This is a genomic window from Clostridioides sp. ES-S-0048-02 (assembly GCF_020658495.1).
Classification (GTDB): domain Bacteria; phylum Bacillota; class Clostridia; order Peptostreptococcales; family Peptostreptococcaceae; genus Clostridioides.
Map to the genome: position 1 here is coordinate 470,956 of NZ_JACVWH010000001.1, position 13,246 is coordinate 484,201.

A 13,246-nucleotide genomic window follows, 5' to 3' on the forward strand; every position below is an offset into this window, starting at 1 on the left:
TCTATTAGATTTAAATTGCGATTATAGAAAATGTTGTATAAATAAAAAACATAAAAAATAATGTTATTTATGATATATTAAAGAATAAACAACTACTATTATCTTCAGAAAATGTAGGAATAATAGATTAAATTATATATAATAGGCTAGCTTTTACTGAACTAAAAGAAGTGTGTTAGAAGTGGAGTGATGAAATGAGCAAAGTGGCTAAAGCAACTTTTTATTTGATGATAGTTACTGTAATATCTAAGATTCTTGGCATGGGTAGAGAATTAGTTTTATCATCAATTTATGGAACAGGTTTGTATACAGAAAGTTATTTGACCGCTATGAATATACCAAATATTATATTTGCAGCAATAGGAACTGCTATAGTTACTACTTTTATACCTATGTATCAAGACATAAGTAGTAAACAAGGTGAAAAACAGGCAGTAAAATTTTTAAACAATGTCTTAAATATAATAGTTGGTATATGCATAATTGTAGCTATACTGGGTGTGATTTTTTCAAAACAACTTGTGAGTATATTTGCTATAGGATTTGAAGGCGAGAGATTTGAGCTTACTGTAAAATTTACTAAAGTACTTATAACAGGAATAATATTTATAGGTATTACTAGTGTTATGTCAGCATTTTTACAAATAAAAGAAAATTTTATCATAGTTGGATTTGGTAGTATACCCTATAATATAGTAATAATTATTTCAATAATGATAAGTACCGTGTTTGGACCATATGTACTTCCAGTTGGTGCGGTAGTTGCTATGATAGTTCAGCTACTTTTTTACATGTTTTTTGTTAAAAAAACAGATTACAAATATTCATTTTACTTAGACTTTAAAGATGATAGTCTTATAAAATTGCTGGTATTACTTTCACCAGTGTTTATAGGTGTTGCTGTTAATCAAGTAAACTCATTAGTTGATACAACTTTAGCATCTACATTAGTTAAAGGTAGTATACCAGCACTTACTTATGCAGATAGGTTAAATGGTTTTGTTACAGGGACATTTACAGCCTCAATAGTGTCTGTTATGTACCCAATGCTGTCAAAATTAAGTGCAGAGAATAATCAAAAAAAATTTACTAGTTCAGTTAAATCTAGTGTCAATATGATAATAATTTCTATGATTCCTATTTCAGTTGGGTCTATTGTTTTTGCAAATCCAGTTGTTAGAATTATATTTGAAAGAGGAGCTTTTGATGCTAGAGCAACTCAAATGACAGCAACTGCTTTAGTTTTCTATGCAGTTGGAATGACTGCATTTGGACTTAGAGATATATTAGGTAAAGTTTTTTATTCATTACAAGATACAAAAACACCTATGGTAAATGGTATTATATCTGTTTGTGTAAATATAGTGCTAGATTTAATTTTAATAAAACCTATGGCTCATGGTGGTCTTGCTCTTGCAACTAGTTCATCATCAATTGCATGTATATTGTTACTTTTCATAAATTTAAGAAGGAAAGTAGGTTATTTTGGACAAGATAAGATAATAAAAGCAACCTTAAAATCATTAGTAGCATCAGTTATTATGGGAATTTTATCATATTTTACGTATAAATTTATATTTGGACTTTTAGGCGTAGGTACTCTTAACGAGTTAGTATCATTAACCATTTCAGTAATAGTTGGAGGTGGAATTTACACATTACTAATGACCATTTTTAAAGTTGAAGAAGTTGATATGATATTAAATATTGCAAAAAGAAAGTTACACTTAAAAAACTAGTTTAACTATATTAATTATATATTTAGGAGGATTTTATGAAACACATATTAAAAACGGTAGACCATACCATTTTAAAGGCTACAACGACATGGGAAGATATTAAGGTTTTGTGTGATGAGGCTATAAACATGAATGTAGCATCAGTTTGTATACCACCATCATATGTAAAAAGAGCAGCAGAATATTTAAATAGTAAAATAAAGGTATGTACAGTAATAGGATTTCCTCTAGGATATCAAACTACTGCAACAAAGGTATTTGAAGCTGAAGATGCAATTAAAAATGGAGCAGATGAAGTTGATATGGTTGTAAATATTTCAGATATTAAAAATGGGGACTATGAGAAGATAGAAAATGAGATAAAAGAAATAAAAGCAATTATTGGAAATAAAATATTAAAAGTTATTATAGAAACATGTTATTTAGAGGAATGTGAAAAAGTAAAGATGTGTGAGATAGTAACAGTGTCTGGTGCAGACTTTATAAAGACATCTACTGGAATGGGAACAGGTGGAGCTACTTTGGAAGATATAAAGCTTATGAAAGAGCATGTTGGAGAAAATGTTAAGATAAAGGCTGCTGGAGGCGTTAAATCGATTTCTGATGCAGAAAAATTTATAGAGGCAGGTGCTGAAAGATTAGGTACTAGCTCAATATGTAAAATATTAAAAAATGAAGACATAACAGGTTATTAAAACTATTAATTAATGGATAAAACAATGACAACTAGATATTAGTTTAATTATAAATTTATAGAACAAAAGGCAGAGGGAAATTTCCCTCTGTTTTTTTTATTTAATCTTGACAGAAAAAACTTTATAATATATTATAGTCTTATAGTTAGTTACTTAAGTAATTAACTAACTTGGGAAGGAGGAACCTATGAAATTAATATTAAATAATGAAGAACCCATATTTATTCAGATAGCACGAGCAATTGAAGATGAAATACTATCAGATGGAATAAAAGAAGAAGAGCAGGTTCCATCAACAACTGAACTTTCAAAGCTTTATAAAATTAATCCTGCTACAGTCTTGAAAGGAATAAATACATTAGTTGATAAGAATATTTTATACAAGAAGAGAGGGATAGGAATGTTTGTATCAGAGGGGGCAAGAAGTATAATAAAAGAAGTTAGGAAAGAAAACTTTAAAAATAATTTTATAAAAAATCTACTTCAAGAAGCAGATAAATTAGAGATAAACAGAGAAGAATTAGTTGATATTATAATAAATTTTAAGGGGGAGTAATGTATGAGTAACTCTATCAGGATAAAAAATTTGTCTCATAGCTTCAAAAAACAAAAGATTTTTGATAACATGTCTCTGAATTTTGAAGAAAATAAAATATATGGTTTATTAGGAAAAAATGGTGCTGGGAAAACTACATTATTGAATATAATAGTAAATCAATTAATTCAAAGTGAAGGAGATATAGAAATTTCAGGAAAAAATATAAAAGAAGATTTAAAAGTATTGGAAGATATTTGTATTGTAAGAGAAAAAGAATTTTATAATTCAGACTTTAAAGTAGGTCAAATATTCGAGTTTTCTTCTAGCTTCTATAAAAATTATGATAAGGCATTAGAAGAAAAACTATGTAAATATTTTGATTTAAATATAAAGAAAAAGTATAGAAAATTGTCTAGGGGAATGAAGACTATACTTTCAAATATAATAGGAATTTGTTCCAATTCAGCCATCACTATATTTGATGAACCAACAATTGGTCTAGATGCAGTAAACAGGCAAGAATTTTATAATGTAATCTTAGATAATTATATAAAAAATCCAAGAACGATAATAATATCAACTCATTTGATTGATGAAATAGATGATTTATTAGAGCATGTAATAATATTAAATGAAGGTAAGATTATTATAGATGAAGATATTGATACTATAAAACAAAAAGCTCATTATATTACTGGAAGCAGAGAAGAAGTAGAAAAATTAGAAGCAATAAGAAATGTAAAGCCTAAAAAATCATTTGGAAATACAGTTGCCTACTTTTACTATGGTGACTTTAGTAAAAACGATGAAAATATAATTGAAAATTCAAATATAGATGTAGGATACATAGGATTACAAGATATGTTTGTAAGTATGACTAAAAAGGAGGTTTTGTAATTGAATGAATTAAGACCATATATGAAATTTTTTAATAAAAATACAAAACTATATATAATTTTATTTTTGGTAATGGGTGCTTTTTTAAATGTTTTACCACTTATTATTGTAACTTTTGCTAATTTGCCTAAACAAGACTTATCATCTTTCACAACGACACTTTTAAACTATATAAGTATACTAATATTTGTATATGGAATATCCATAGTAAATAAAGATTTTTCAGGGGCTTTAAGTATAAGGGCAGATAGAAAGAATTGTATAAAAGCTATTATACTAACCTTAATTATTTTGTCCTTTGTTCTTTCTATTATAAGTATAGTTTTAATATTTTTATCAAAGTTATCTATGGAGTTTATAACTGGTTATAAGGTAGATATGTTAGCTTTACTGAAGCAAGATTTAATTTGGACCTCTATACCCATGATAATAAAATCATCAACAACAAATATGCCACTAGCTTACTTAAATTATTTTATAAATTTATGTATTAGTGAAATATGTATAGGTTTGATAGGCGCTTTATTGGGTGCTTTTACGTATAGGGTTAGAAAAGCTACTAGCTTTACTCTATTGATAGGACTACCAATATTGATATTAATTTATGTAGTTAATTTTGCAATTAAACATATGCAAAAAATGATTACATATTTAGATAAAATTATTATTTTATTTGAAAATACTTCTATTTTATTAGGGTTAAAAGTAGGAACTATATTTGTTTGTGTAGCCTTAATAATATTACTACTTAGAAGAGCTCCAATTAAGGATTATGCAAATGATTTATTATAGTTAAAATAGAAATTACCTTAAAAGTAGATTTAAATATTAATAGTAAAAAGCCCTTAAAAACCATTTGTTTTGGATTTTAAGGGCTTTAATTTCATTGCAAATATAAAGTTTCTAAAGAGAAATTTAAATACGGTCACTTTAAGCTAGCTTTACTAATTTTAACAAATATATATTTTACTAATACTTATATTTACTCTTATATTTTTTTATAAACAATATAGATATAAATATAGTTATAATTTCAGCAAATGGAACAGTAAGCCATAATCCATTTAGATGCAATATAGGAGGAAGAATTACAATTCCTATAATTACAAAAACAAAGGCACGACTAAAAGATATAATAGCTGAAATTTTTCCGTTGTGAAATGCTGTGAAAAATCCTGATGCAAATATATTTATACCAACAAATAAAAAAGCAAAAGCAAATATTTTTAGACCTTGTAAAGCTAAACCAAATACTCCATTATCAGGATTTACAAAAACCCTAACAATAAGTGGTGCAAAAACTAAAGCTACAATAAAAACTAAAATAGAAGAAACAAATATAAATTTTAAAGAATGCTTAAATGTTTCTTTTAACTTATCACTATTTTCAGCACCAAAATTATAACTTATCAATGGTGATACTCCAGCAGCAAAACCTAGATAAACCGATGTCATCAAAAAGTGAGCATAAAGTACTATAGTAAGAGCTGCAAGTCCAGTTTCTCCAGCTAATCTTAAAGCAACTATATTAAATAAGAATGTTGTAATTCCTGTAGATAATTCTGTAACCATTTCAGAAGAACCATTTATCATTGTATCTCTTATAAGTCTAAAATCAGTTTTTGGTTTTTTTAATTTTAATGTAGATTTACTTGATAAGAAGTAGGCTATACCTAAAATACAAGTTAAAATGATACCTATAGCAGTTGCAACCGCAGCACCTAGAAGACCCATTCCAAAATATTTAATAAACACATAATCTAATATTATATTTGTTACACCTCCAATTACTGATAGAAATAAACTAAGTTTAGAGTTTCCATCAGTTCTTGTAAAATATTCAAATATAAATTTTAAAATATAAAAAGGTGTACATAAAATCATAACCTTACCATAAGTTATACAATAAGGTAGTAGTTTATCTGTTGCTCCAAGTAAAATAGATATTTCTTTGACAAAAAAATACGAGATTACTGTGAATAAAATTCCAATAATCAATGAAAATAAAACTATAAAAGAAAATGTAGAATTGGCTTCATCTTGTCTATTTCCCCCCATACGTATAGAAACTATAGCTCCTCCACCAGTTGCCATCATTATTCCAAAACCACAAACAAGGTTGATTATGGGTAGTACAATATTTATACTAGCAAGAGCATCTGAGCCAACTAATGTTGACACAAATATACCATCTATTATTGTGTATAAAGATATAAATACCATGGATATAATTGCAGGAGAAACAAATTTTAGAAATTCAAAAGTAGTGAATTTTCTTGTAAATAAATTTTCCATAAATTTTACCTCCTTTTATTACTCTCTATATATAATAAGGTATATAGTAACTATATAGTCAAGAAAAACTTTGTTAATATTATAAATGGCTTTAAATCAATAATAACTTATGTTTCGTAGGATTTATAGAATAGCGATTAATGAACTTTTATTGAAAGAATAACTATACTCTATTGAAAAAGATAATTATATCTTAAGAAAATCTTTAGAAATATAGGTATATAATCTTAAGTTTTACAGCTTATCATATATATAAGATTTTGTTTGATAAGAAGTATATTTTAGTAACTATATATATTCAATATAGTTTTCCTTAGGTTGGCTATTATTTATTAAATATAATAACTATAGTATAGAGAATAGGTTACTTTTATTTCAATCAACAATTTTATATATTATATAGATATTAGGAGTGTGAAGTATGAAAAGGTTTTTTGTATTAGTTTTGGGATGTGTTTTTGCTTTAGGTATACTTTCTGGTTGTAGTAAAAAAGAGTCTAAGCCTATAGACACAAGCGAAAAGAATAGTGAATGGTTTTTTAATCTAGAAACCAAAGATGTAGATGGAAATAAGGTAACAAAGGAGGTGTTTTCAAGTAAAGACCTTACTCTTATTAATGTTTGGACTACCTGGTGTGGTCCATGTGTAGGTGAGATGCCAGAACTTGAAGCTTTATCAAAAGAATATGCAAGTAATAATTCAAATGTAGCTATAAAGGGATTAGTTGTAGAAGTGGATGGAGCTGATATGAAAACTGGTCTTTCGGATGAAGAGAGAGACTTAGTTAAAGATATTATGAAAAAATCAAATGCTACCTATCAACAATTAACAGTATCTGAAGGTTTGAAAAAGACTGATTTTAAAAGAATTATAGAGTTTCCAACAACTTATTTTGTAGACAAGAACGGGAAATTTGTAGGTGACAAAGTTGCAGGTGCAAATAGCAAAGAAGAATGGAAAAAAATTATAGATGAAAGATTAAAGATGGTAAAAAGTAATGAGTAACTTTATTAAAGAAAATAAAAAAGGTATTTCTATTATTGTAATTGGTATTTCATTTATTGTATTGGGCATATATCGTGGAGAAGCAAATATAGTATTAACTAAAGCAATTATGATTTGCCTTGAATGTATTGGTATTGGTTAGGAGAGCAATCATGAAGTTATTATCAAAAATAAACAATAATATAAGAATTATTACTCAGATTGCATTTACAGCATTAACAAATGGATATATAAATGGTTTTTTGCAAGGGACTATTTATGGTGGAGAAAGTAAAAACTTGTGTGTACCTGGATTAAATTGCTATTCTTGTCCAGGGGCACTAGGTGCATGTCCAATGGGTTCACTACAAGCCGTTTTATCAAGTAGGGATTATAAATTTTCATTTTATGTTGTAGGATTTTTAATGGCATTTGGAGCTTTTTTTGGACGCTTTGTTTGTGGATGGCTTTGTCCTTTTGGACTTATTCAAGATTTATTATATAAAATACCATTTCCATTAAAAGTAAAAAAAGTTTATGGTGACAAATATTTAAAATATCTAAAATACATAGTTTTAATAGTTTTTGTAATTATTTTACCAATTACTATTGTAAATGTAGCAGGTGGTGGTAATCCTTGGTTTTGCAAGTGGATTTGTCCTTCAGGTACATTATTAGGTGGGGTACCTCTTATTTTAGAAAATGAAAGTTTAAAAGAATCCATAGGATTCTTATTTAGCTGGAAATTAAGTATTTTGATATTGATTTTATTAGTGTCAATAATGATTTATAGACCATTTTGTAGGTACTTATGTCCTTTAGGTGCAATTTATAGTTTCTTTAATCCTATTTCAATATATAGATTTAAAATTGATAAAGATAAATGTACAAATTGTACAGTATGTCAGTCAAAATGTAAGCTTGATATTCCAATATATGAAGATGTAAATAGTTTAGAATGTATTAGATGTGGTGATTGTATAAAAGTGTGCCCTAAAAATGCAATTACTGTAACTTTTTCAAAAAATATAAAGAATAAATCAATATTTAAAAAAAATGTAAGGGGAAATAATTTAATGAAGAAGATTACTATATGTATTATGATGTTTGCAATCTCAGTATTAGTATTAACTGGGTGTAATAATGACAATAAAATAAAAAGTGAAGTAGATAATATGTTTAATGCAATAAAGACTCAAGATTCTGATAAAGTAGATAAATATTTTCCAGAATCAGGGTTAGGTAGTTTTATCTATAGTGACAAAGAAGGATTTAAAATGTATTCTAAAAATATGTCTTGGAAAATCGAAAATATAAAGAAAAAAGACGATAAAGTTATTGTAGATTTAAAAATTAATAATACAGATATGGTTTCTATATTAAAAAAGAATCCTCCTAAATTAGGAGAAATGATGCCTAATCCAACTATGAAGGACATTGATTCTGCAAATAAAAAAGAGTTTACAATTGCTTTAGAAGTCGTTAAGTCTGGGGAAAATTATATATGTAAAGCTAGCCCTGAATTTGCAATGAAACTTTTAAATGTAATTACTGGAGGAGGTACAGATTATCTAGCTGAGTATAATAAAGATTATTTTAAAAAACTTGATGGAGAATAAAAAAACTAAATTTATAGATAAAACATACTCAATAATTTATTAAAATTATGGTCAATATGTAGAAGTTTATTATGTAAAAGTTGTTTCTTATAGAAATAAAGATGCTAATAAAGAACATAATTGGCAATATAAATATTTGCTTGAATTATATAAAAATAATTAAATATGTAACATAAATAGTATAATAAAAGTGGCACTTAATTATAAGTGCCACTTTTATTATACTATTTATGTTATTTATAAGAGTTTATGTAGGTATTTTTTATAGGTTATAAATAGATTATATTGATTTGAAAAATTAAGTATTATAGTAATTATAAGTTTTAAATTTTAAGTTTGGGACATGATATAAAGGATGATTCATATATTTTTCATAATTAGAACGAAGAATAAAATTATGTGTAGCTATGTATATTTGTTCTCCAATGTCATTGTTTAGTTCAACTCCCAATTCTTCACTTGCCTCTTTAGGAAATCCAATATGACCTTCATTTTTAATTGTATTGATAACTTTTTGGATGTTCATCATTTCGTTATCTTGAATAGATATATCAGGGCGTTCTTGGTAATTATCATTTACTAATTCTGGATAGAGTGATAACATATTAGATGTTTCAATCCAGCCTGCGTGAAAATCATTTGGAAATAATTTGATTTTTTCTTTAATAGAATTAGAAAATTTTCTTAAGATTCCCTTTTGTTCGCAATTAAAAATTGAACCCATAGGTGCAATGGAAATTATGCCATATTCTTTGTTGATTGATTCACAGGCTTGTTCTATAGCAATTGTATGTAGTGGGTCAGCATGAGCAGATATAACAACGATATTTTTAACACCCCATTTGACTATGTTCTTTAATGTACTATAAATTATTTTGTAAATTAATTCACGGCTAATATGAATATTACCTGGGAAAGTTCCCATATCTGCAAAGCCCAAAGGTATTATAGGCAGTTTTCCATAACAATAGCTAGGTAAAATTGAGTCTAGTTTATTAATTGCAAGGTTAATCCATTCATCTGTTTCATAAATATCCACACCTATTGGTAAATGTCTACCATGTTCCTCAATTGGAGCTATACCAACAAATACTACTAGTTTTTCTTTGTCTAAATTCAAAATATCTTCCCATGAAAGAGTAAGTAAGTTATAATTCATAGCCTTGAACCTCCTGAAAATTTATTTTAGTAGTGATATTATTTTCTATATACATAATAATTAACACTAATATGTATATATAGTACTTTATATAAATAGTAATATATATACATATTAGTGTCAAGAAAGAAATAACTCTGATTTTAAAAACAACGACGATTCTTTTAATAATTGTTAAGTGAAAAAGTTAATGCTTATAAATTTATTACAATATTTTTTAGACTAAATATAAAGAGCAAGTATAGTACTATTAAAAAATAGAAGATATTTATTCAAAAAACACCAATCGGAAATTAAAACAAAAAACTTTATGGTATTTATGAAAACTTTATTAGAAATACAATTTAAATTATATATTATAGAAGTTTAAATAATAAAAGTAGTAGATATTTTGATTTCTAAGGGAAATAGTATTTAAGAAAATTGGAATATAGAAATTTGAGGACAAGGTAAAAGTGATAGAGAGAAAATTTTATATAGAATTTTCTCTCTATCACTTATGTAGGTAAACTATGTAACATTATTTTATTATTTATGTAATTATTTTTGTTTACAGATGTATTTTATAGACCAAGATTTTCTCCAACTAATATTACTTTTATCTTATTTGCTGGACGACTGATTCTTGTAGTTACCATATATGCACAAATACTTTCAGGACTTGTGCAATCTATACAACTACCATTAATATAGCAAGGAGTATTAACATCTTGAAAACGCTGTACAACTGCTGGTGCAGCAATTGTTCTAGTTCTTTGTATTGCATCACCAATATTTTTTACAATCTTATTCATGCCAGCAACAACTATAACATTTTTTGGTCCAAAAATCATTGCAGCTACACGATTTCCATTCCCATCAATATTAAAAAGCTGACCATCTTCACTAATAGCATTACTACTCATTAAAAAAGTATCACATAGAAGTGCTTGACGCATAATTTCTGTTCTTTCTTCTGGACTTTTTGCCAAATCCCTATCAATAACTTTATATCCTTTATTTTTAACAGCAATTTGTACACCCATTTCCTTAAGAGTTTCAGAACCTCCCCATGAGACTGTATGATTTTGAGGAATTAAATCTAAAATTTGTTGTAAAGCATCGTTTTTAGTTTTACAGTAATAAGCATCAAAATAGCGTTTTTTAAGAGCTGTAACGATGTTTGGACCTAACTTATCGTAACGTTTTTCTAATGGTGTTTGTCTTATCATACTAAAATCACTCCTGTATTTAAATTTTAAAGTTGTAACTATTATGCTAATTAAATTTACCTACTAGATAATTGTATAAATAAAGATAAAGAAAAGATTATACAAAATAAGCTTACATAAAACCAATTTTATTATTAACTTTTCCTAAAATTATGAAAATAGTTACAATATAGTTATAACACAAATAAGTTTTTATTATAAGATGTATATTATTAATTTTTAGTAAATAATCAAGTGGAAAAATAGTTCTGTTAAGAGTTCTTATTTTTAAAACTACTATATAAGAATGTTGTAAATTGTAGTTGATTATATGATTTTTTCACAAATATTTATTATAAATAAATGACTTAAGTTCTATTGAATAATAAAAAAGTAAAGAAGCAGTTTAGATGCATCTTTACTTTAATTAATTTTATGTTATATAAATTTGTTTAGAGTTTTTTAATTACATATTTTTGTAGTTTTCCAATATTCTGATATAATGATTGGCTTCTCTTAACACATGGTCTGCTAAAAGTGGCAATATTATAGATTTTATTTTACATTCTTCTATTCCAGATACTCCAGCCTCTTTAAAATCTTTGAATTCAACTGTTTCATCTAGAGTTTTATCTGTCATACTATTTATAGTAGCATCATTCATTTTATTTGCTTCTTCTATTAATTCCTTAAATTTTGCAGCAAATTCGTTTGAAGTATTGATTAGTTCATTTTCAGATGGGTCAAGTAATCCTCTTATAAACAATGCATGCTCCATCATAATTTGATCCCAAAATAATTCTATCTCTTTAAAATCTTTTGAATCAATATCTATTTTATTTTCTAGGTCAATTACATAGGAACGATATAAGTTAGCTTCATGTATTATATGTTCAATAAGTAGAGGGTAATTTGAGGTAAATAGATTGCATGATAGCACTCCATCTAGAACTCTTTCCTTTAGATTAATAAGTCCATCAAGTAACTTTAGTGAATCTGAGTTAAGCTGAGCTACATAATTTACTAAATCTTGGCTAACCTGTGGATTTACACCACTTTGTAAATTTAATTCTCTTGTGGTTATGTTTTGATTTATTTCTATTCCTGTAAATTCCTCTGTCTTTTTTTCTGCATTCAATGTATGACTAGTGACAATTTCTTCTGAATATAATATATCAGGTCTAATTACACCATTGCTAGCACTAACAGCATATGATAATAATTCCTCAAATTGCTTTTTATAGTGGTCAGCTTCTAGAGCAAGATTGTAATCCTTAGGTGTGAATCCTGCTTCCAAAAAAAGAGAATGCTCTTTCATGATTCTTGAAAAAAATAAGTGTAATTCAAGTGATAAAATAACATATTTTTGATTATCTATCATAACTTCCTCCCTTTAAAAATTATCTTGTTTATAATACTTTATTCCTAAGATTTGATTTTATGTATATTAGAAATAAATTAATTAAATTCTCTTGTTACTAGTTTTAAGATTTATTATTAGATTTTAGTTTTGAATACATAACTTTTGGATAAAACTATTAAAGCTAAAATACATAAAAGTAGGCAAGAAGAATCTTATATAAAATTCTTTTTGCCTACTTAATATACTTGACTCTATGCCAAACCACACTCACATAATAAAATCATTATTCTATGGAGACATGACTCCACAGTATCTTCGCCATATTTTTTAATAAAATCATCGATTTGAGTTTCTATAAATGAATAGTATTCTTTTAAATTAGCAATATATGCAGTCATTATATGGACACATTCATCAATTTTATCTTTAAACACAACCAATCCCCCTAAAAAACGAAAAATTAAAATATTCAGTAAATAGCATGTATTATTTCATTTGATAACCTATATAGTATGATATATTGGCTAGAAAAATTTTACAAGTGGGTATGCAAAACTGGTTGTTATAATTGCAAAACTGGATAGCTGTTTTGTTATATATTCATGAATAAGAAACCAAGTAAGATATTGGGAAAATCCATTATCAAATAGATTTTTTATATATCATTTAAATTGGTAAATAGGATATTGATGTATTTTTTTTTATCAACTATAATTTAGAATATGAAGTGATAAATTTCCCCAGTAAATTAAGCTATTTAATGTGT

At 26.4% G+C, this 13,246-nt stretch carries 12 protein-coding genes and 1 pseudogene; 8 read left to right on the plus strand and 5 right to left on the minus strand.

The genetic code is table 11. The annotated features are described in order from the left end of the window. Positions 1 to 194: 194 nt before the first annotated feature. The 5 genes from murJ (at position 195) to IC173_RS02230 (ending at position 4,661) form a co-directional block, all read left to right on the plus strand. Positions 195 to 1,739, plus strand: coding sequence for a murein biosynthesis integral membrane protein MurJ (gene murJ, locus IC173_RS02210; RefSeq protein WP_227823729.1), 1,545 nt, complete (start codon positions 195 to 197; stop codon positions 1,737 to 1,739). Between the two features lie 35 nt (positions 1,740 to 1,774). After that, entirely contained in the window at positions 1,775 to 2,434 is a 660-nt protein-coding gene (deoC, locus tag IC173_RS02215) for a deoxyribose-phosphate aldolase (RefSeq protein WP_227855097.1), read from the plus strand. Positions 2,435 to 2,621: 187 nt separating this feature from the next. After that, complete coding sequence (locus IC173_RS02220) at positions 2,622 to 2,990, plus strand: GntR family transcriptional regulator (RefSeq protein WP_227432872.1); 369 nt, start codon at positions 2,622 to 2,624, stop codon at positions 2,988 to 2,990. A 3-nt stretch (positions 2,991 to 2,993) separates the two neighbouring features. Beyond that, positions 2,994 to 3,869, plus strand: coding sequence for an ABC transporter ATP-binding protein (locus IC173_RS02225; RefSeq protein WP_227855098.1), 876 nt, complete (start codon positions 2,994 to 2,996; stop codon positions 3,867 to 3,869). Further along, on the plus strand, positions 3,870 to 4,661 hold the full coding sequence (locus tag IC173_RS02230) for an ABC transporter permease (protein WP_227855099.1): 792 nt from the start codon (positions 3,870 to 3,872) through the stop codon (positions 4,659 to 4,661). Positions 4,662 to 4,838: 177 nt separating this feature from the next. On the opposite strand, the gene IC173_RS02235 is transcribed toward IC173_RS02230, so the two are convergent. Beyond that, positions 4,839 to 6,164 carry an MATE family efflux transporter gene (locus IC173_RS02235; protein WP_227823732.1) on the minus strand — a complete coding sequence of 442 codons (1,326 nt, stop codon included), beginning with the start codon at positions 6,162 to 6,164 and terminating at the stop codon, positions 4,839 to 4,841. A gap of 421 nt (positions 6,165 to 6,585) precedes the next feature. Here IC173_RS02235 and IC173_RS02240 point away from each other — a divergent pair, with 421 nt between their 5' ends. From IC173_RS02240 to IC173_RS02250, 3 genes and pseudogenes are all read left to right on the plus strand, one after another. Continuing rightward, the gene (locus tag IC173_RS02240) at positions 6,586 to 7,170 is read left to right on the plus strand and encodes a TlpA family protein disulfide reductase (RefSeq protein ID WP_227823733.1); all 585 of its coding nucleotides are present in this window, start codon (positions 6,586 to 6,588) and stop codon (positions 7,168 to 7,170) included. After that, positions 7,163 to 7,312 (plus strand): CD1871A family CXXC motif-containing protein, encoded by a 150-nt coding sequence (locus tag IC173_RS02245; protein ID WP_227432878.1) that lies wholly within the window; start codon positions 7,163 to 7,165, stop codon positions 7,310 to 7,312. The genes IC173_RS02240 and IC173_RS02245 overlap by 8 nt, the downstream gene beginning before the upstream one ends. A gap of 10 nt (positions 7,313 to 7,322) precedes the next feature. Further along, positions 7,323 to 8,174: pseudogene (locus IC173_RS02250) on the plus strand (4Fe-4S binding protein); the annotation flags it as partial. An 892-nt stretch (positions 8,175 to 9,066) separates the two neighbouring features. Here the strand turns inward: IC173_RS02250 and IC173_RS02255 are convergent. From IC173_RS02255 to IC173_RS02270, 4 genes are all read right to left on the minus strand, one after another. After that, entirely contained in the window at positions 9,067 to 9,927 is an 861-nt protein-coding gene (locus IC173_RS02255; protein WP_227851665.1) for a creatininase family protein, read from the minus strand. 563 nt (positions 9,928 to 10,490) lie between these two features. Next, positions 10,491 to 11,138 (minus strand): lactate utilization protein, encoded by a 648-nt coding sequence (locus IC173_RS02260; protein ID WP_227432881.1) that lies wholly within the window; start codon positions 11,136 to 11,138, stop codon positions 10,491 to 10,493. Between the two features lie 445 nt (positions 11,139 to 11,583). Continuing rightward, positions 11,584 to 12,498, minus strand: a complete 915-nt coding sequence (locus IC173_RS02265) for a DUF2935 domain-containing protein (protein ID WP_227482332.1) — start codon at positions 12,496 to 12,498, stop codon at positions 11,584 to 11,586. A gap of 233 nt (positions 12,499 to 12,731) precedes the next feature. Beyond that, positions 12,732 to 12,914 (minus strand): hypothetical protein, encoded by a 183-nt coding sequence (locus IC173_RS02270; RefSeq protein WP_227432883.1) that lies wholly within the window; start codon positions 12,912 to 12,914, stop codon positions 12,732 to 12,734. Between the last annotated feature and the right edge of the window lie 332 nt (positions 12,915 to 13,246).